Source organism: Streptomyces sp. NPDC031418, from assembly GCF_055581605.1.
The window spans coordinates 279,081-297,106 of record NZ_JBVIJC010000001.1 but is presented as its reverse complement, the minus strand read 5'-3'; the positions used below and the strand labels follow the sequence as shown (position 1 = coordinate 297,106).

21 protein-coding genes and 5 tRNA genes are annotated in these 18,026 nt (G+C 70.6%); 8 read left to right on the top strand and 18 right to left on the bottom strand.

What is annotated here, in order from left to right:
- The first annotated feature begins 26 nt into the window (after positions 1–26).
- Positions 27–1,229 (top strand): FAD-dependent monooxygenase, encoded by a 1,203-nt coding sequence (locus ACZ5CZ_RS01345; protein ID WP_385839746.1) that lies wholly within the window; start codon positions 27–29, stop codon positions 1,227–1,229.
- Here the strand turns inward: ACZ5CZ_RS01345 and thiD are convergent.
- Together thiD and ACZ5CZ_RS01335 are read right to left on the bottom strand one after the other, a co-directional pair.
- Positions 1,217–2,023 (bottom strand): bifunctional hydroxymethylpyrimidine kinase/phosphomethylpyrimidine kinase, encoded by an 807-nt coding sequence (gene thiD / locus ACZ5CZ_RS01340; RefSeq protein WP_468938139.1) that lies wholly within the window; start codon positions 2,021–2,023, stop codon positions 1,217–1,219. The two genes, ACZ5CZ_RS01345 and thiD, sit on opposite strands and share 13 nt — an antisense overlap.
- Positions 2,020–2,985 carry a thiamine-phosphate kinase gene (locus ACZ5CZ_RS01335; RefSeq protein ID WP_385839748.1) on the bottom strand — a complete coding sequence of 322 codons (966 nt, stop codon included), beginning with the start codon at positions 2,983–2,985 and terminating at the stop codon, positions 2,020–2,022. The genes thiD and ACZ5CZ_RS01335 overlap by 4 nt, the downstream gene beginning before the upstream one ends.
- A 248-nt stretch (positions 2,986–3,233) precedes the next feature.
- Here ACZ5CZ_RS01335 and ACZ5CZ_RS01330 point away from each other — a divergent pair, with 248 nt between their 5' ends.
- Positions 3,234–3,467 carry an Lrp/AsnC family transcriptional regulator gene (locus ACZ5CZ_RS01330; RefSeq protein WP_385839749.1) on the top strand — a complete coding sequence of 78 codons (234 nt, stop codon included), beginning with the start codon at positions 3,234–3,236 and terminating at the stop codon, positions 3,465–3,467.
- A 20-nt stretch (positions 3,468–3,487) separates the two neighbouring features.
- Entirely contained in the window at positions 3,488–4,009 is a 522-nt protein-coding gene (locus ACZ5CZ_RS01325) for a DUF3515 domain-containing protein (protein WP_385839750.1), read from the top strand.
- A gap of 3 nt (positions 4,010–4,012) precedes the next feature.
- On the opposite strand, the gene ACZ5CZ_RS01320 is transcribed toward ACZ5CZ_RS01325, so the two are convergent.
- From ACZ5CZ_RS01320 to ACZ5CZ_RS01310, 3 genes are all read right to left on the bottom strand, one after another.
- The gene (locus ACZ5CZ_RS01320; RefSeq protein ID WP_385839751.1) at positions 4,013–5,170 is read right to left on the bottom strand and encodes a D-alanine--D-alanine ligase family protein; all 1,158 of its coding nucleotides are present in this window, start codon (positions 5,168–5,170) and stop codon (positions 4,013–4,015) included.
- A gap of 81 nt (positions 5,171–5,251) precedes the next feature.
- Positions 5,252–6,262, bottom strand: coding sequence for an NAD(P)H-dependent glycerol-3-phosphate dehydrogenase (locus tag ACZ5CZ_RS01315; RefSeq protein WP_385839752.1), 1,011 nt, complete (start codon positions 6,260–6,262; stop codon positions 5,252–5,254).
- A complete protein-coding gene (locus tag ACZ5CZ_RS01310; RefSeq protein WP_385839753.1) occupies positions 6,259–7,029 on the bottom strand; it encodes a lysophospholipid acyltransferase family protein in 771 nt (256 codons plus the stop codon). The genes ACZ5CZ_RS01315 and ACZ5CZ_RS01310 overlap by 4 nt, the downstream gene beginning before the upstream one ends.
- Positions 7,030–7,181: 152 nt before the next feature.
- Here ACZ5CZ_RS01310 and cofC point away from each other — a divergent pair, with 152 nt between their 5' ends.
- Both cofC and ACZ5CZ_RS01300 read left to right on the top strand, forming a co-directional pair.
- Entirely contained in the window at positions 7,182–7,853 is a 672-nt protein-coding gene (gene cofC / locus ACZ5CZ_RS01305; RefSeq protein WP_385840301.1) for a 2-phospho-L-lactate guanylyltransferase, read from the top strand.
- Between the two features lie 10 nt (positions 7,854–7,863).
- Complete coding sequence (locus ACZ5CZ_RS01300; RefSeq protein WP_385839754.1) at positions 7,864–8,067, top strand: hypothetical protein; 204 nt, start codon at positions 7,864–7,866, stop codon at positions 8,065–8,067.
- 91 nt (positions 8,068–8,158) lie between these two features.
- Here the strand turns inward: ACZ5CZ_RS01300 and ACZ5CZ_RS01295 are convergent, their stop codons facing one another.
- The 4 genes from ACZ5CZ_RS01295 to leuC all read right to left on the bottom strand — a co-directional run bounded on the left by ACZ5CZ_RS01295 (position 8,159) and on the right by leuC (position 11,475).
- The gene (locus ACZ5CZ_RS01295) at positions 8,159–8,815 is read right to left on the bottom strand and encodes an HU family DNA-binding protein (protein WP_385839755.1); all 657 of its coding nucleotides are present in this window, start codon (positions 8,813–8,815) and stop codon (positions 8,159–8,161) included.
- A gap of 136 nt (positions 8,816–8,951) precedes the next feature.
- Positions 8,952–9,182 (bottom strand): SCO5555 family protein, encoded by a 231-nt coding sequence (locus ACZ5CZ_RS01290; protein ID WP_385839756.1) that lies wholly within the window; start codon positions 9,180–9,182, stop codon positions 8,952–8,954.
- A 262-nt stretch (positions 9,183–9,444) separates the two neighbouring features.
- Positions 9,445–10,038: a 3-isopropylmalate dehydratase small subunit gene (leuD, locus tag ACZ5CZ_RS01285; protein WP_385839757.1), complete on the bottom strand. Its 594-nt coding sequence runs from the start codon at positions 10,036–10,038 to the stop codon at positions 9,445–9,447.
- A gap of 6 nt (positions 10,039–10,044) precedes the next feature.
- Positions 10,045–11,475 carry a 3-isopropylmalate dehydratase large subunit gene (gene leuC / locus ACZ5CZ_RS01280; RefSeq protein WP_468938130.1) on the bottom strand — a complete coding sequence of 477 codons (1,431 nt, stop codon included), beginning with the start codon at positions 11,473–11,475 and terminating at the stop codon, positions 10,045–10,047.
- A 206-nt stretch (positions 11,476–11,681) separates the two neighbouring features.
- Here leuC and ndgR point away from each other — a divergent pair, with 206 nt between their 5' ends.
- Positions 11,682–12,398 (top strand): IclR family transcriptional regulator NdgR, encoded by a 717-nt coding sequence (gene ndgR / locus ACZ5CZ_RS01275; protein ID WP_067301246.1) that lies wholly within the window; start codon positions 11,682–11,684, stop codon positions 12,396–12,398.
- 119 nt (positions 12,399–12,517) lie between these two features.
- Here ndgR and ACZ5CZ_RS01270 read toward each other — a convergent pair whose 3' ends face one another.
- Entirely contained in the window at positions 12,518–13,021 is a 504-nt protein-coding gene (locus ACZ5CZ_RS01270; protein ID WP_385839759.1) for a DUF4188 domain-containing protein, read from the bottom strand.
- Positions 13,022–13,101: 80 nt separating this feature from the next.
- Between ACZ5CZ_RS01270 and ACZ5CZ_RS01265 the strand changes: the two genes are divergently transcribed.
- Positions 13,102–13,746: a MerR family transcriptional regulator gene (locus ACZ5CZ_RS01265; protein ID WP_385839760.1), complete on the top strand. Its 645-nt coding sequence runs from the start codon at positions 13,102–13,104 to the stop codon at positions 13,744–13,746.
- Between the two features lie 52 nt (positions 13,747–13,798).
- Here the strand turns inward: ACZ5CZ_RS01265 and ACZ5CZ_RS01260 are convergent.
- The 6 genes from ACZ5CZ_RS01260 to ACZ5CZ_RS01235 form a co-directional block, all read right to left on the bottom strand.
- A tRNA-Glu gene (locus tag ACZ5CZ_RS01260) sits at positions 13,799–13,871 on the bottom strand.
- 28 nt (positions 13,872–13,899) lie between these two features.
- Positions 13,900–13,971, bottom strand: a tRNA-Gln gene (locus ACZ5CZ_RS01255).
- 21 nt (positions 13,972–13,992) lie between these two features.
- A tRNA-Glu gene (locus ACZ5CZ_RS01250) sits at positions 13,993–14,065 on the bottom strand.
- A gap of 30 nt (positions 14,066–14,095) precedes the next feature.
- A tRNA-Glu gene (locus ACZ5CZ_RS01245) sits at positions 14,096–14,168 on the bottom strand.
- A gap of 21 nt (positions 14,169–14,189) precedes the next feature.
- Positions 14,190–14,261: transfer RNA gene (locus tag ACZ5CZ_RS01240), tRNA-Gln, on the bottom strand.
- A gap of 93 nt (positions 14,262–14,354) precedes the next feature.
- Positions 14,355–15,086, bottom strand: a complete 732-nt coding sequence (locus ACZ5CZ_RS01235; protein WP_468938124.1) for an HAD family hydrolase — start codon at positions 15,084–15,086, stop codon at positions 14,355–14,357.
- Between the two features lie 41 nt (positions 15,087–15,127).
- Here ACZ5CZ_RS01235 and ACZ5CZ_RS01230 point away from each other — a divergent pair, with 41 nt between their 5' ends.
- Positions 15,128–15,412 (top strand): type II toxin-antitoxin system RelE family toxin, encoded by a 285-nt coding sequence (locus ACZ5CZ_RS01230; RefSeq protein WP_385839762.1) that lies wholly within the window; start codon positions 15,128–15,130, stop codon positions 15,410–15,412.
- Positions 15,413–15,472: 60 nt separating this feature from the next.
- Here the strand turns inward: ACZ5CZ_RS01230 and gltX are convergent, their stop codons facing one another.
- On the bottom strand, positions 15,473–16,957 hold the full coding sequence (gltX, locus tag ACZ5CZ_RS01225) for a glutamate--tRNA ligase (RefSeq protein ID WP_467546897.1): 1,485 nt from the start codon (positions 16,955–16,957) through the stop codon (positions 15,473–15,475).
- Positions 16,950–17,735, bottom strand: coding sequence for a fumarylacetoacetate hydrolase family protein (locus ACZ5CZ_RS01220; protein WP_385839764.1), 786 nt, complete (start codon positions 17,733–17,735; stop codon positions 16,950–16,952). The genes gltX and ACZ5CZ_RS01220 overlap by 8 nt, the downstream gene beginning before the upstream one ends.
- Between the last annotated feature and the right edge of the window lie 291 nt (positions 17,736–18,026).

Here is an 18,026-nt window from a genome sequence, read left to right as displayed (position 1 = left end):
CAGCGGGGCCCTGGACCGTAGGGCACATGACGAAGACAGCCGATCTGAGCCACCTGACCGTCCTGATCTCCGGCGCGAGCGTCGCCGGCCCCGCCCTCGCCCTGAACCTGGCCCGCCACGGCGCCCGGGTCACCGTCGTGGAGAAGGCGCCCGAGCTGCGCGGCGGCGGCTTCGCCGTGGACTTCCGGGGACGCGTGCACCGCAGGGTCCTCACCGCGATGGGCCTGTGGGACGAGATCCACGCCCGCCAGACCCACATGGGCCGCCAGACCGTGGTGTCCGCCGACGGCAGCCCGCGCGTGGACCTGCCCGCGGAGATGATGAGCGGCGATGTGGAGATCTTCCGCGGCGATCTGGCGCGGATCATGTACGAGCGTACGAAGGACACGGTGGAGTACGTCTTCGACGACTCCGTCACCGCGCTGACGGACACCGGACAGGGCGTCGAGGCGGCCTTCGAGCGGGGCGCGCCCCGCCGCTTCGACCTGGTCGTCGGCGCCGACGGCCTGCACTCGAACACCCGCCGTCTGGTCTTCGGCGACGAGTCCCGCTATCTGCGCTTCTTCGATCACTACGTGGCCGCCTTCAGCCTTCCCAACCACCTCGGTCTGGACCGCACCGCCCGCCTGTACAGCGAGCCGGGCCGCTGCGTCGGCATCAGCAACTACGACGGCGACCCGGACCGCGCGGGAGCCCTGCTGGTGTTCCGGTCCGAGCAGCTGGCGTACGACCGCCGGGACCTGGACGCGCAGCGCCGGATCCTCACCGAGCGGTTCGCGGGAATGGGCTGGGAGGCGCCGTACGTCCTCGGGGCGCTTCGGGACGCCGACGACCTGTACTTCGACGCGATCGCCCAGATCCATGTCGACCGGCTCACCCGGGGGCGGGTGGCGCTGCTGGGCGACGCCGGGTACGGCGCGACGATGGGCGGGATGGGCACCGGGGTGGCGATGGTCGGCGCGTATGTGCTGGCCGGTGAACTCGCCCTGGCGGGCGGCGACCACCGCACCGCGTTCGCCGCGTACGAGCGCCGGATCACGGACTTCGCGAAGGGCTGCCAGAAGATCTCCGGCAACGCGGGACCGTTCTTCGCGCCGCCCACCGAGCGGCGGATCCGCAGCCGGGACCGGATGTACCGGCTGCTGAGCTCGCGGCCGCTGGGCGGGTTCTTCAAGCGGATGACGGAGAAGGCGGCGACCGCGATCGAGCTGGGGGACTACCCGGCCTGAGGGCGGGGCGTGCCGAGGGCCCAGCCGTGGTGCACCGGGCCGATGCCCGTGCCCAGCGGGAAACCGGCGGCGATGGCGCCCGTGACGTAGCTCTTGGCGGCCTGGACCGCGTCCGGGACGCTCAGGCCCTTCGCGAGTCCGCAGGCGATCGCGGACGCCAGGGTGCAGCCCGTGCCGTGGGTGTGCCGGTTGTCGAGGCGCGGGGCGCGCAGCCAGTGCTCGGCCGAGCCGTCGGTCAGCAGGTCGACGGCGTCCCCGGCGAGATGGCCGCCCTTGATCAGCACCCAGCGCGGACCGTACGCCAGGACGGCATCCGCCGCCCGCCGCAGGTCGCCCTCGGACTCCACCCGCACACCGGTGAGTTGGGCCACCTCGTCGAGGTTGGGGGTGGCCACCGTCGCCGCCGGAAGCAGCCGGGCGCGCACCGAGTCCAGCGCGCCGGCGGCCAGCAGCGGGTCGCCGTGCTTGGAGACGCCGACCGGGTCGACCACCGCCGGGGCGTCCGTGCCGGAGATCAACTCGGCGACCGTCTCGACCAGTTCGGCCGAGGCCAGCATGCCGGTCTTCACGGCCTGTACGCCGATGTCGTCCACGACACTGCGGTACTGGGTCCGCACGGCCTCGGCGGGCAGCTCCCAGGCGCCCTGGACGCCTAGCGAGTTCTGCGCGGTCACGGCCGTGATCACGCTCATCCCGTGCACGCCGAGCGCCAGCATCGTCTTCAGGTCGGCCTGGACCCCGGCGCCGCCGCCGGAGTCGGAGCCGGCCACCGTGAGCACCCGGGGCAGGCTCATGACTCGATGTCCCCGAAGTGGTCCCAGCCGCCCTTGCTGGTCCAGGGCGCCCCGTCCACGGTCACCTGGGGCAGCGCGGAGGGGTTGAGGACCTCACCGATCACCTTCCAGCGGGCCGGCAGCTTGGCGTCCGGCGGGAAGGTCGCCACGATCGCGTGGTCCTCTCCGCCGGTGAGCACCCACTGGAGCGGGTCGACGCCGACGGCCTGTCCGATGTCGTTCATCTGGGTCGGGATGTCGATCGCGCCGGAGCGGATGTCGATCCGGACCTTGCTGGCCTCGGCGATGTGCCCGAGGTCGGCGATCAGCCCGTCGCTCACGTCGCACATCGCGGTCGCGCCGAGCGCCGCCGCGGCCGGACCCGCGTGGTACGGCGGCTCGGGGCGCCGGTGGGCCTCCACGAAGGCGCGCGGCGAGCGGAAGCCGCGGGACAGCACCGCGTAGCCGGCCGCGGACCAGCCCAGCCAGCCCGTGACGGCGACCAGGTCGCCGGGCTGGGCTCCGCCGCGGGTGACGGGCTCCTGGTTGCGCAGATCGCCGAGCGCGGTGATCGACACCATGATCGTGTCGCCGCGTACGACGTCTCCGCCGACCACCGAGGCGCCCGCGACCTGGCACTCGTCGCGCAGGCCGTCCATCAGCTCGCTCGGCCAGGTCACCGGGAGTTCGGCCGGCACCACCAGGCCGAGCAGCAGCGCGGTCGGTACGGCGCCCATGGCGGCGATGTCCGCGAGGTTCTGTGCGGCGGCCTTGCGGCCGACGTCGTAGGCCGTGGACCAGTCACGGCGGAAGTGCCGGCCCTCCAGCAGGATGTCCGTGCTCGCCACCACCCGCCGGTCGGGTGCGGCGACCACCGCGGCGTCGTCGCCGGGCCCGATCCGGACCGCCGGGGTGGTGGTGAGACGGGAGGTGAGCTCCCTGATGAGCCCGAACTCCCCGAGCTCACCAACAGTGCCCTTCATGTCCCTTGGCTCCCCTTCTTCCCTAGCCGTGCCCAGTCGCGCGTCATCAGTGTCCCCGATACGGTCGAGATGACCGTCGATACGGTCGGAATGACCGTGGATGAAGGCCGATCCGACCGTCAACTTCCGTCGTGCCTGCACTCTGGCGCGCAAGCCCGGTTCCCGCGGGTCTCCCCGAGGGGCGCGGCGACGCGATACCGTGGCGTTCCTTTCCCCCACATGATCCTCGTGGCCGCCCTGGAGGTTCCGTGGTACAGGCGTACATCCTGATCCAGACGGAGGTCGGCAAAGCGTCGACCGTCGCCGACACGATCACCAAGATTCCTGGAGTGATCCAGGCCGAGGACGTGACGGGACCGTATGACGTCATCGTGCGCGCACAAGCCGACACCGTCGACGACCTCGGTCGCATGGTGGTCGCGAAGGTCCAGCAAGTGGACGGCATCACGCGCACCCTGACCTGTCCGGTCGTGCATATCTAGCCCCCGTCTACGCTTGGCCGGTGAACATTTTCCGTCACCGGCCTCTCGGCGTGCTCGCGCCCGCGCTGCTCGTCGCGGTCGCGGGCTGCTCCTCGGCAGACGACGGCACGACGGTGACGGTTCCCCGCCCCGACGCGAAGACGGCGCCGGTGTGCCGGGAACTGCACCGGGTGCTGCCGCAGCAGCTCGACGGCAGAAGCCGGAACGACCCCGGACCCCGGTCCGCCTACACGGCGGGCTGGGGAAACCCGGCGATCATACTGCGCTGCGGTGTCGTACGGCCGCCGAAGATGATCGACCCCAAGGTGGCCGAAGGCGGCGACCCGGACGCGATCGCGGGCGGGGTCGACGGCGTCGACTGGCTGATGGAGAAGCAGAGCGACGGCACCTGGCGGTTCACCACGGCGGGCCGCGTGGCCTATGTGCAGGTGAGCCTGCCCCAGGGCATGTCCGCGCAGCAGGAGGGCACCGGCGTCCTCACGGACCTGGCGCCGGCCGTGAAGAAGGCGATCCCCGAGGGGATCGCCTCCATGCGCGGCTGAGGGTCAGCGCAGACCGGTCGGGCGGCGCAGCGCCGCCTGCACCAGGCGGTCGATCAGCTCGGGGTAGGAGACCCCGCTGGCCTGCCACATCTGCGGGTACATCGAGATCGGCGTGAAGCCCGGCAGGGTGTTGATCTCGTTGATGACGAACTCGCCGTCCTCGGTGAGGAAGAAGTCCGCGCGGACCAGACCCTCGCAGGAGGCCGCCTCGAAGGCCTGCACGGCGAGTTCCTGCACCTCGGCGGTCTGCGCCTCGGTGAGCGGCGCCGGCACGAGACCGGGGGTGGAGTCGATGTACTTGGCCTCGAAGTCGTAGTACGCGTGCGCGTCCGGCGGCGGGATCTCGGCCGGGACGGAGGCGCGCGGCCCGTCCTCGAACTCCAGCACGCCGCACTCGATCTCACGGCCCCGTACGGCGGCCTCGACCAGGATCTTCGGATCGTGCGCCTGCGCCTCGGCGATCGCCTCGTCCAGGCCGGACAGGTCGTCGACCTTGGTGATGCCGATGGACGAGCCCGCGCGCGCGGGCTTCACGAACAGCGGCCAGCCGTGCTCGCCGGCGAAGTCGACGATCTTCTTGCGGGCGGCGGACTCGTCCTGCTGCCACTCCCGGGGGCGGATCACCACGTAGGGGCCGACCTTGAGCCCGAAGGAGGTGAAGACCCGCTTCATGTACTCCTTGTCCTGGCCGACGGCCGAGGCGAGCACGCCGGAGCCGACGTACGGCACTCCGGACAGCTCCAGGAGGCCCTGGAGGGTGCCGTCCTCGCCGTACGGGCCGTGCAGCACCGGGAAGACCACGTCGACCTCGCCGAGCGCCTTGGGCACGGAACCGGGCTCGCTGTAGACGACCTCGCGGTTCGCGGGGTCGACGGGGAGCACCACGCCGCCCTCGTGCGACTCGGCGAGGTCCGCGACCTCGGGGGTGCGGCGGTCGGTGATGGCCATCCGCTCCGGCTCGTCGGCGGTGAGCACCCAGCGGCCCTCCCGCGTGATGCCGATCGGCAGGACGTCGTACTTGCTCCGGTCGATGGCCTTGAGGACGGCGCCGGCCGTGACCGCGGAGATGCCGTGTTCGGAGCTGCGGCCGCCGAACACGACGGCCACGCGCGGCTTGCGCGACGGCTGCTCGGGGGTCTGGGGGAGGTTCTCGGTGCTCATATCGCGTTGAGAGTACCCGTTGGTATCCCCCGAGTCAGCGCCCGCTCGGCCGCCGTGGCGCCACGTCCCCCGGGTGGTCGCTCAGCGTCGTTCCGGCTTCGCGCTGCGCGACATCAGCTCCTTCACCGCGGCCACCGGCGACTTGCCCTCGTGGACGATCGCGACGACCGTCTCGGTGATGGGCATGTCGACGTCGTGCCGGCGGGCCAGATCCAGCACGGACTCGCAGGACTTGACGCCCTCGGCGGTCTGCCGGGTGACCGCGATGGTCTCCTCCAGGGTCATGCCCTTGCCCAGGTTGGCGCCGAAGGTGTGGTTGCGGGACAGCGGCGAGGAGCAGGTGGCGACCAGGTCGCCGAGGCCCGCGAGGCCGGAGAAGGTCATCGGGTCGGCGCCGAGCGCGCTGCCGAGCCGGGTGGTCTCGGCGAGGCCGCGCGTGATGAGGGAGCCCTTGGCGTTGTCGCCGAGGCCCATGCCGTCGGCGATGCCGACCGCGAGCCCGATGACGTTCTTGACCGCGCCGCCGAGTTCGCAGCCGACGACGTCGGTGTTGGTGTACGGCCGGAAGTACGGCGTGTGGCAGGCGGCCTGGAGGCGCTGCGCGACCCGCTCGTCGGTGCAGGCGACGACGGCCGCGGCGGGCATCCGCGCGGCGATCTCGCGGGCCAGGTTGGGCCCGGTGACCACGGCGATGCGGTCGGCGCCGACCTTGGCGACGTCCTCGACGACCTCGCTCATCCGCATGGTGGAGCCGAGTTCGACGCCCTTCATCAGGGAGACGAGCACGGTGTCCGGCGCGAGCATCGGGGTCCACTCGGCGAGGTTGGCGCGCAGGGTCTGGGAGGGGATGGCGAGGACGGTGAAGTCCGCGTCCCGCAGCGCCTCGGCCGCGTCCGAGGTGGCGCGCAGCCGCTCCGGGAGCTCGACCCCGGGCAGGTAGTCGGGGTTGGTCCGGGTGGAGTTGACCGCCTCGGCCAGCTCCGGGCGGCGGGCCCACACCGTCACCTCGCAGCCCGCGTCGGCGAGGACCATGCCGAAAGCGGTGCCCCATGAGCCGGTGCCCATGACCGCCGCCTTTACCGCCTTGCTCACGTGCCCTGGCCCTCCGGTTCCTTGCCTCGCGTCTGCGCCTGGGTGCGGCGCCGCTGCTCGATCCGTTCGCGGCGCGGGTCGTAGGGCCTCTCGGGCGCCTTCTCGCCGCGGATCTCCTCCAGCAGGCGGGTGATGGCCGCCATGATGACCTCGGTGGCCTCCTTGAGGACCTCCGGGGTCATCTCCTTGCCGTAGAAGCGCGACAGGTCCACCGGCGGGCCCGCCAGCACATGGTGGGTCTTGCGCGGGAAGAGGTTCGGCTTCTTGGCGTACGGCGGCAGCAGTTCGTTGGCGCCCCACTGGGCGACGGGCACGACCGGGCACCTGGTCTGGAGGGCGACGCGGGCGGCACCGGTCTTGCCGGTCATGGGCCAGCCGTCCGGGTCGCGGGTGAGGGTTCCCTCGGGGTAGAAGGCGACGCACTCACCGCGTTCCACGGCGTCGATCGCGGCCCGGAAGGCGCTCAGCGCGTCCGTGGACTCACGGTAGACGGGGATCTGTCCGGTGCCGCGCATCGCGGCGCCGACGAATCCCTTCTTGAAAAGTCCGCTCTTCGCCAGGAATCGCGGAACCCGTCCGGTGTTGTACTGATAATGGGCGTACGCGAAGGGGTCCACATGGGAATTGTGGTTCACCGCGGTGATAAATCCGCCCTCGGCCGGAATGTGCTCCATTCCACGCCAGTCCCGCTTGATCAGAACCACCAGCGGCGGTTTGCAGATCACCGCGGCGAAGCGGTACCAGAAGCCGATTCTGCGGCGGGGCACAAGGACACCTTCCTCTAGGGCTGCCACCCCGGCGGGGGCCGCACAAGTGTCGCGCCGGGCCGCCGGTCTGTCGAGAACACCGTACGCCCCGACGGTCGGGCTGCCCGAGGACCCGGGGGACAATGATCGTGACGAGAGAGGGACGGTACGCGGTGCAGTGGACCTTGGTGATTCCTCTGAAGCCCCTCGCCCGGGCCAAGAGCAGGCTCTCGGACACCGCCGCCGACGGGGTGCGGCCCGGGCTGGCCCTTGCGTTCGCGCAGGACACGGTGGCCGCGGCGGTGTCCTGCCCGGCGGTGGCGGATGTGGCGGTCGTCACGGACGACGAATTGGCCGCGCGGGAGCTGGCGGCGCTGGGCGCGCGGATCGTCCCGGACCGCCCCGGGCGGGGCCTGAACGCCGCTCTGGCGCACGGCGCGGCGGCGGTGCGGGAGTCCCGCCCGGGGGTGCCGGTCGCGGCCCTGAACGCGGATCTGCCGGCGCTGCGGGCGGCGGAGCTGGCCCTCGTCCTGGGCGCGGCGGCGGAATTCCCGCGGGCCTTTCTTCCGGATGCGGCCGAACTGGGCACGACCTTGCTGGCCGCGGGGCCCGGGCGGGAACTGCGGCCGGAGTTCGGGCCGGATTCCCGTGCCCGGCACCGGATCTCGGGGGCGGCGGAACTCGTGCTGCCGGGCGTCGATTCGGTACGGCAGGACGTGGACACCGGGGAGGATCTCCGGGCGGCACTGGCCCTGGGGGTGGGCCGGCACACGGCGGCGGTGTCGGCGGGCCTGCCGATCCCGGGCTCGCGGGCCCCTCGCGCCTTCCGCGGCGGCGGACACTAGGCTGACCGTCATGCACGCCACCGCCTACACCTACGACCCCGAGACCCGCAGCGGGCAGGTGCTTCTGGACGACGGCACCCCGGTCCCCTTCGACACGGCCGCGTTCGACGCGGGCGGCCTCAGGCTGTTGCGGCCGGGGCAGCGGGTGCGGCTGGAGACGGAAGGGACGGGTGAGACCCTGCGGATCACCCTGGTCACCCTCCAGACCCTGTAACCGGGCAACTGGCCCCGTACACGCCGCGGGCCGGACTCCCCAGGGGAGTCCGGCCCGGCGCGTGAGTGCCCTGGCGGTCTACCGTGTGACCTTACGACGTGGCCTTGCGGGCGGTCGTCTTCTTCGCGGTCGTCTTGCGCGCCGTCGACTTCTTGGCCGGCGCCTTCTTCGCGGTGACCTTCTTCGCGGGCGCCTTCTTCGCCGTGGTCTTCTTGGCGGTGGCCTTCGTCGCGGTGGTCTTCGCGGCGGCCGTGGTCGCCTTCTTCGCGGGCGCCTTCTTCGCCGTGGTCTTCTTCGCGGCGGCCGTCGTCGTCTTCTTCGCCGGGGTCGCCTTCTTGGCCGTGGTGGTCTTCTTCGCGGCCGCCTTGGCCGTCTTCTTCGCGGCGGCCTTCTTCACCGTCGCCGCGGCACCGCCGGTCAGGCTGCCCTTGGGGGCCTTCTTGACCGAGACCTCGCCACCGCGCGGCAGCTTCTTCGAGCCGCTGACCAGGTCCTTGAAGCCCTGACCGGCGCGGAAGCGCGGCACGGAGGTCTTCTTGACCCGAACCCGCTCGCCCGTCTGAGGGTTGCGGGCGTAGCGAGCGGGACGGTCCACCTTCTCGAAGGAGCCGAAGCCGGTGACCGAGACCCGCTCGCCCGCGACGACCGCGCGGACGATGGCGTCCAGGACATGATCGACAGCGTCGGCGGCCTGCTGGCGGCCACCCACCTTGTCGGCAATCGCTTCTACGAGCTGCGCCTTGTTCACGTCTTCCCCTTCGGAGACCTCGCCAGAACGAAAGTGTTCAAGCTTTTTCGCACGTTAGGCAGATATATACCGCAAATCAAACACGAAACGGGCTTATCACCCTTGTGCCGCAACGGACTCGGTCGCCCCGGGCTGTTCAGCGGTCCTCTTCGGGGATCCGACCCTCGTCGAGGTCCGCGGTGAACTGCTCGAGCCGCCTTGCCGCACCGGCGAGATCGTGCTTGGCCGCGGCCGTAATGACCAGCAGCTTCCGGGTCAGCGCCATCCGTACGCCCTCCGGGACTTGCAGTGCGCGCACCCGTGAGTGCGCTTCCTTGAGCTGGTTCGCGACCGCCGTATAGAGCTGGAGTTGGCCGTCGTGTTCCATGCACAGATTGTGCCATCTGGGGCGAGTTGTCGCCCGCCCAGGGGGCAACTGCCGCCTCAAATGGCCTTCCAGGCACTTGCGCAGACCGCGCGCACAGCACTCACGTACCCGCGCAACTCCCTTCCTAACGTGGGACGTTGTGGGACGCGTCAGAAGATCGCAGGTCCGTTCGGGTGCAGACATGGCTGTACCCCCAATCGTGGCGATCGGGGGTACAGAGGGGGTGTTGGGGTGGCCGGATCCCGACCACCCGTGCGCGGGATCAGCCCTGGAGCGTCCGCGGCTTGTAGGAGGGCCGCCGGGTCTCGTACGCGGCGATGTCGTCCTCGTTCCGGAGGGTGATGGAGATGTCGTCCAGGCCGTTCAGCAGCCGCCAGCGGGAGTTCTCGTCCAGCTCGAAGGAGGCGGTGATGCCCGCGGCCCGCACCTCACGCGCCTCAAGGTCCACAGTGACCTCAGCCGTGGGGTCCTGCTCGGTCAGCTCCCACAGCGCGTCCACGATCTTCTGGTCCAGGACGACCGTGAGCAGGCCGTTCTTCAGCGAGTTGCCGCGGAAGATGTCGGCGAAACGGGAGGAGATCACGGCCTTGAAGCCGTAGTTCTGGAGCGCCCACACGGCGTGCTCGCGGGAGGAACCGGTGCCGAAGTCGGGGCCGGCGACCAGCACGGTCGCACCCTGCCGCTCGGACCGGTTGAGCACGAACTCCGGGTCCTTGCGCCAGGCCTCGAACAGCCCGTCCTCGAAGCCGTCCCGGGTGACCTTCTTGAGCCAGTGAGCAGGGATGATCTGGTCGGTGTCGACGTTGCTGCGGCGCAGCGGGACGGCCCGGCCGGTGTGCGTGGTGAATGCTTCCATGACTGATCAGACTCCAGCGGGCGTACGGGTCTCGGCGTCGGACAGGTCGGCGGGCGAGGCCAGGTGGCCCAGGACCGCCGTGGCGGCCGCGACCTGCGGCGACACCAGGTGGGTACGGCCGCCCTTGCCCTGCCGGCCCTCGAAGTTGCGGTTGGAGGTGGAGGCGGAGCGCTCACCCGGGGCCAGCTGGTCGGGGTTCATGCCGAGACACATCGAGCAGCCCGCGTGCCGCCATTCGGCGCCGGCCTCCTTGAAGACCACGTCCAGACCCTCGGAGACGGCCTGGAGACCCACCCGCGCGGAGCCCGGGACGACCAGCATCCGTACACCGTCGGCGACTTTGCGGCCGCGCAGCAGCTCCGCCGCGGCGCGCAGGTCCTCGATCCGGCCGTTGGTGCAGGAACCTACGAAGACGGTGTCCACCTTGATGGAGCGCAGCGGCTGGCCGGCCTCCAACCCCATGTACTCCAGGGCCTTTTCGGCGGCGAGGCGCTCCGAAGCGTCTTCGTACGAAGCCGGGTCGGGGACGGACGCCGAAAGCGGCGCACCCTGGCCGGGGTTGGTGCCCCAGGTGACGAACGGGGACAGCGCGGCGGCGTCGATGACCACCTCGGCGTCGAAGACCGCGTCCTCGTCCGTGCGCAGGGTCTTCCAGTACTCCACCGCGGCGTCCCAGTCGGCGCCCTCGGGGGCGTGCGGGCGGCCCTTGAGGTAGGCGAAGGTGGTCTCGTCGGGGGCGATCATGCCCGCGCGGGCACCGGCCTCGATCGACATGTTGCAGATGGTCATCCGGGCCTCCATCGAGAGCTTCTCGATGGCGGAGCCGCGGTACTCCAGGATGTAGCCCTGGCCGCCGCCCGTGCCGATCTTCGCGATGATCGCCAGGATCAGGTCCTTGGCGGTGACGCCCTCGGGCAGCTCGCCGTCGACGGTGATCGCCATGGTCTTCGGGCGGGCCATCGGCAGCGTCTGGGTGGCCAGCACATGCTCGACCTGCGAGGTGCCGATGCCGAACGCCAGCGCGCCGAAGGCACCGTGCGTGGAGGTGTGGGAGTCACCGCAGACCACCGTGGTGCCCGGCTGGGTCAGGCCCAGCTGCGGGCCGACGACGTGGACGACGCCCTGCTCGATGTCGCCGAGCGGGTGCAGCCGTACCCCGAACTCGGCGCAGTTCTTGCGCAGCGTCTCCAGCTGGGCGCGGGAGACCGGGTCGGCGATGGGCTTGTCGATGTCGAGGGTCGGGGTGTTGTGGTCCTCGGTCGCGATGGTGAGGTCGAGGCGGCGGACCTGCCGGCCGCTCTTGCGCAGCCCGTCGAAGGCCTGGGGGCTGGTCACCTCGTGCAGCAGGTGCAGATCGATGTAGAGGAGGTCGGGCTCGCCCTCGGCGCGCCGGACGACGTGGTCGTCCCAGACCTTCTCCGCGAGTGTCCTACCCATCGCTTTCCCTCCGGCCGGCACACGTCCACCGGCCCAACTAGATCGTGAGGAGACGGCGACTGCCCGTGTGCGGGCCCCATGAAGTCGTGATTCCGGGCGTCCACCGCCAGGCCCGTTGGTCTGCGGGCCGCTGTGTGATTCCAGGGTGGCGCGTTCCACGGAAAATTGAACTTGCGTTTCACAGAGTGAGACGTGAGTATCGTTGCATGGACAACAGTAGCGGCGTCGGCGTTCTGGACAAGGCGGCCCTCGTCCTGAGCGCTCTGGAGTCCGGTCCGGCCACCCTCGCGGGTCTGGTCGGGGCCACCGGACTGGCACGACCCACGGCTCACCGCCTGGCCGTGGCTTTGGAACACCACCGCATGGTGGCACGCGACATGCAGGGCCGGTTCATCCTCGGACCGCGCCTGTCCGAGCTGGCCGCGGCCGCGGGCGAGGACCGCCTGCTGGCGACGGCCGGCCCGGTGCTCACCCACCTCCGCGACGTCACCGGCGAGAGTGCACAGCTGTACCGGCGCCAGGGTGACATGCGCATCTGCGTGGCCGCCGCGGAGCGGCTGTCCGGTCTGCGGGACACGGTCCCGGTCGGCTCGACGCTCACGATGAAGGCGGGCTCCTCCGCGCAGATCCTGCTGGCCTGGGAGGAGCCCGAGCGCCTGCACCGGGGCCTTCAGGGCGCCCGCTTCACGGCGACGGCCCTGTCGGGCGTACGGCGGCGCGGCTGGGCCCAGTCCATCGGCGAGCGCGAGCCGGGCGTGGCGTCCGTCTCGGCGCCCGTGCGCGGCCCCTCCAACCGTGTCGTGGCCGCGGTGTCGGTCTCCGGCCCGATCGAGCGCCTCACCCGCCACCCGGGCCGTATGCACGCCCAGGCGGTCATCGACGCGGCCGGCCGCCTCTCGGAGGCCCTGCGCCGCTCCGGCTGACGCACGAGGCCGCCTCTCGGAGGCCCTGCGCCGCTCCGGCTGACGCACGAAAGCCCCGCCCCGCGGGAGAGGCCGCCCCAACGCCGCGGCAGCCTCTCCCCCGGCGCGGGGCCGCACCCTCAGGGGCGTGCGGCCTGCTCGGCGCCCGACCGGTAGGCGAGCCGGTCCTTGGCGTACCGCCCCCGCGCGGCGAGCGGCACCTGCCCGTGCGCGGCGGCGAGCCCGAAGGCCGGCATGTCCGCGTAGATCGCCTCGTACGACCCCTCCGGCACGACGTAGGTCTCGTGCCAGATCCCGACCTGCCCCCGCAGCTTCCCCTTGCGCTCCTTGCGGTTGAGCGTCGCCCACGCCCTGTGGTGGAAGGCGTCCGGCGCGGTGGCGTAGGCGTACAGCTTCTCCTTGGACTCCCAGTACTGCACCACGTAGTAGGTCCGCGGGGACGCGGTGAGCAGGACCCGGGTGAGCAGCCCCCGCGCCGGGTCCTTCTCCAGCTCGCGCAGCATGCGGAGCATGCCGAAGAACACGGGGAGCCACAGGTGTACGGCCCAGAAGCGGTTGATGCGCATGCCGATGAGCAGGACGACGATCTCGCCCTTCGCATCGGCGGTCGTACGGGACACCATGATTTCCCCCTCATAGGTGAGCGGCGCTATCCAAGAGCGCGTGTTTGGATAGTGCCGTTATCCAAGAAGGAGCGCAAGAGATGCGACTCGCCGAACTGAGCAGGCGCAGCGGTGTGTCCACCGCGACGATCAAGTACTACCTGCGCGAAGGCCTGTTGCCGCCCGGCCGCCAGATCAACACGACGACGGCGGAGTACGGCGACGAGCATCTGCGCCGGCTGCGGCTGGTGCGCGCGATGATCCAGGTCGGCAAGGTCCCGGTGGCCACGGTCCGGGAGGTGCTGGGGCACGTCGACGACTACGCCCTGGGCCGCACGGTCCGGCTGGGCGCGGCCCTGTGGGCGCTTCCGCAGGTGCCGGAGCCGGACGAGGACGACGTGTTCGTCCAGGCGGCGCACCGGGAGGCGGACGAGCTGCTGGACCGGCTGGGCTGGTCGAACGCGAAACTGCTGACGACGATCTCCCCCTCGTACCGCTCCCTGGTGGTGGCGGTGGCCGCGTTCCGCCGGCTCGGTTACGACTGGGGGAGCGAACTGCTGGTGGCGTACGCCAAGTTGATGCACGAGATGGCCAGGCTCGACCTGGACTTCGTGGAGACGCAGCCGTCGGAGGCGGAGAAGGTGGAGACGGCGGTGCTCGGTTCGGTGCTGACCGAGCCGATGCTCCAGGCGCTGCGCCGGCTGGCCCAGGAGGAGGAGTCTGCGCGCAGGTACGGCTTCGAGTGAGCCCCGGACACGGCGAAGGCCCCCCACCGAAGTGGAGGGCCTTGCCTGTGTGTACCCCCGACCGGATTCGAACCGGCGCTACCGCCTTGAGAGGGCGGCGTGCTAGGCCGCTACACAACGGGGGCGTGGACTCTGCGTTTCCGCAGGTCCGAGCTGGTCTACCTGGACTCGAACCAAGACTAACTGAACCAGAATCAGTCGTGCTGCCAATTACACCATAGACCAATGATGGTTTAGACCAGTCAGTACCCCCGACCGGATTCGAACCGGCGCTACCGCCTTGAGAGGGCGGCGTGCTAGGCCGCTACACAACGGGGGCCCTAGCGATCCCGATCTGGATCAGGATCAGTACCCCCGACCGGATTCGAACCGGCGCTACTGCCTTGAGAGGGCAGCGTGCTAGGCCGCTACACAACGGGGGCTTTGCAGATGAGCTCTGCGAGCTGGCCTACCTGGACTCGAACCAAGACTAACTGAACCAGAATCAGTCGTGCTGCCAATTACACCATAGGCCACTGGAACTCAAGCCCCTGTACCGGGGATCTCGTTCTAGCTTGCTCCTCGGGGTTCCGGCCTTTCGGCCCGTTCCCCTCGGCGCAGGAAGAACATTACCCGAAGGTGGACGGGGCTCCAAAACGGGTATGCGCGCGGACCAGCGCGGGCAGTTCGGCGAGGGTCGCGATCCGGTGCGCGGGGGACCCTCCGGGGCCCACCGCGTACACCGTCCCGCGGTCGATCCAGACGGACAGCAGACCGGCCTCGGCGGCGCCCCGGCCGTCGATCTCCGGGTGGTCGCCGACGTACGCCACCTCGTGCGGGGGCAGGCCCAGCGCCTCGCAGGCGGCCAGGAAGGCGCCGCGGTCCGGCTTGGAGACGCCCAGCTCGGCGGCGCACAGCACGGCCTCGAAACGGTCGAGCAGGCCGAGCGTGCGCAGCTTGTGCTCCTGGACGGTGAGGCTGGAGTTCGACAGCACCGCGTGCCGGTAGTCGGCGGCGAGGGCGTCCAGGGCGGGCAGGACGTCCGGGAAGAGGCTCCAAGCGGCCTCGTAGTGCCCGATGTACCGCTGGAACCAGGCGTCGGCCTCCGCGTCCGTCATCTCGGCGCCCAGGAAGATCCGTACGCGGTCGCGCCGCTGGCCCTCGAAGGTGGCCTCCCCGGCGGAGAACCGCGCCCACTGCGCGTCGGTGATCTCCCGCCACCGGGCGAGGGCCTGTTCGGGGCTGTCGTAGCCCGCGAGCAGCCCTTCCACCACGAGGTGCGCCCGCATGCCCTCGCGGTCCGCGGTCGTGTAGTCGAACAGGGTGTCGTCCACGTCCCAGACCACGGCTCTGATCGTCATGACACCGACGGTACCGCCGGACGACTGGCACACTGAGCGCCATGAGCGAGTACCGCGTCCAGTTCACCGTCGAGGCCCGTGCGACGTACGACGCCCTGCCCGCGGAGCGCCGGGCGCAGTTGGACAGGGCCGTGCGGATCCTGGCCCGTGACCCGTTCCGGAAGACCTCGACCGCGCCGCTCGGACCGGACGACAACCTGCGCAAGGCCTATGTCGCCCCCGGTGTGGTGCTGGAGTACATGGTGGCCGGCGCGATCATGGTCGTCGTCGTGCTGGAGATCTTCGACGAGAGCGCCTATCTGATCGACGAAGTCGACGCCCCGTGACCAACGCAACAGGGGCGGCACCCGGAACACTCCGGATGCCGCCCCTGACGCGTGTGCCGGCTAGGCGGTCAGCTTCGCCAGGGCCGCGTCGATGCGGGCCAGGGTCTTCTCCTTGCCCAGGATCTCCAGGGACTCGAAGAGCGGCAGGCCGACGGTGCGGCCGGTGACGGCGACGCGGACCGGGGCCTGGGCCTTGCCGAGCTTGAGGCCGTGGGCCTCGCCGGCGGCCAGGACGGCCTCCTTCAGGGACTCGGCGGAGGTCCAGTCGGCCGACTCCAGCTTCTCGCGGGCGGTGCGGAGCAGGGCGTCGCTGCCCTCCTTCATCGCCTTCGTCCAGGACGCCTCGTCGGAGACCGGCTCGGGGAGGAAGAGGAAGTCGACGTTGTCGGTGATCTCCGACAGGACCTTCACGCGGGTCTGGGCGTGCGGGGCGATCGCCTGCCACTTCGACTCGTCGAAGTCCTCCGGGGCCCAGGGGGCGAACGGCGCCTTCAGCCACGGGCGGCAGCGCTCGGTGAACTCCTTCACATCCAGCATGCGGATGTGGTCGGCGTTGATCGCCTCGCACTTCTTCAGGTCGAAGCGCGCCGGGTTGGGGTTCACGTCGGAGATGTCGAACGCGGCGACCATCTCGTCGATCGTGAAGATGTCCTGGTCGGCGGAGAGCGACCAGCCCAGGAGCGAGAGGTAGTTGAGCAGGCCCTCGGGCAGGAAGCCCTGCTCGCGGTAGAGGTTCAGGGACGCCTGCGGGTCGCGCTTGGAGAGCTTCTTGTTGCCCTCGCCCATCACGTACGGCAGGTGGCCGAAGACCGGGATCTGCTGGGCGATACCCAGCTCGATCAGCGCCTTGTAGAGGGCGATCTGCCGCGGGGTGGAGGACAGCAGGTCCTCGCCGCGCAGCACGTGGGTGATCTCCATCAGGGCGTCGTCGACCGGGTTCACCAGCGTGTACAGCGGGGCGCCGTTCGCGCGGACGATGCCGTAGTCGGGCACGTTCTCCGGCGTGAAGGTCAGCTCGCCGCGGACCAGGTCGGTGAAGGTGATCGGCTCGTCCGGGATGCGGAAGCGGACGATCGGGGTGCGGCCCTGGGCCTGGTACTCCTCGACCTGCTCGGCGCTCAGCTCGCGGCAGTGGCCGTCGTAGCCCGAGGGCTTGCCGGCGGCACGGGCGGCCTCGCGGCGGGTGTCCAGCTCCTCCTGGGAGCAGTAGCAGCGGTAGGCGTACCCGCCGTCCAGGAGCTTCTGCGCGACGTCCCGGTAGAGGTCCATGCGCTGCGACTGGCGGTACGGCGCGTGCGGGCCGCCGACCTCGGGGCCCTCGTCCCAGTCGAAGCCGAGCCAGCGCATCGAGTCGAGCAGCTGCTGGTAGGACTCCTCCGAGTCGCGGGCCGCGTCGGTGTCCTCGATGCGGAACACCAGGGTGCCCTGGTGGTGCCGGGCGAACGCCCAGTTGAACAGGGCGGTGCGGACCAGGCCCACATGGGGGTTACCGGTGGGCGAGGGGCAGAAACGGACGCGTACGGGGGAGCCGGGTGCGCTAGCCACGCTTGACAACCTTGTTGGTGAGAGTGCCGATGCCTTCGATGGTGACGGCGACCTCGTCGCCGACGTTCAGGGGGCCGACCCCTGCCGGGGTGCCGGTGAGGATGACGTCGCCGGGGAGCAGTGTCATGGCCTCGGAGATGTTGACGACCAGGTCCTCGATGGGGTGGATCATCTCGCTGGTGCGGCCGAGCTGGCGCTGCTGGCCGTTGACCGTGAGCTGGATGGTGAGGTCATTGGCGCGGTCGAGGTCCAGGCCGGTCTCGACCCAGGGGCCGAGCGGGCAGGAGGTGTCGAAGCCCTTGGCCCGGGCCCACTGCTTCTCGCGCCGCTGCACGTCCCGGGCGGTGACGTCGATGGCGCAGGTGTAGCCGAGGATGACGTCCTTGACGCGCTCGCGCGGCACCTCGCGGCACATCCGCCCGATGACCACGGCCAGCTCGGCCTCGTGGTGCAGTTCCTCGGAGAAGGAGGGGTACCGGATCTCGTCGCCGGGGCCGATCACCGAGGTGGACGGCTTGAAGAAGGCGAAGGGGACGGGGGGCACCTCGTTGCCCAGCTCGTGCGCGTGCTCGCGGTAGTTGCGGCCGAACGCGACGACCTTGTTGGGGAGCACCGGCGGCAGCAGCCTGACCTTGCTGATCGGCACCTTCGTACCGGACAGCTCGAAGTCCGCGAACGGAATGCCCTTGATGATGTCGAGGACGAGTTCGTCCTCCTTGTCGCCCTCGACCGCGCCGAAGGCTACGTTCCCGTCGATGGAGAACCTGGCGATGCGCACGGGATCCTTGCGCCCCTCACTGAGAACCGGCGTACTGACGCCCCAGGTTAACCGGTCGGGCGGCCCGGTGTTCGGCCGGTACTGCGGCCGGTCCGGTGTTTTCCGGATGTGGAATCCGGCCGGACGGAATTCACCCGGGGGTGCGTCTTCGCAGGTCAGGCGGGTGGGCGGGGTTGCCGGGAAGGAATAGGGGCCGGGCTTTTCCGGCGGTGGCCGAGGGCCCCGCGGGATAACGCGCTCAGGCGAATGGGTTCCGCCGGAAAAACACGGGCGCGGCCGGAAGGATCATGC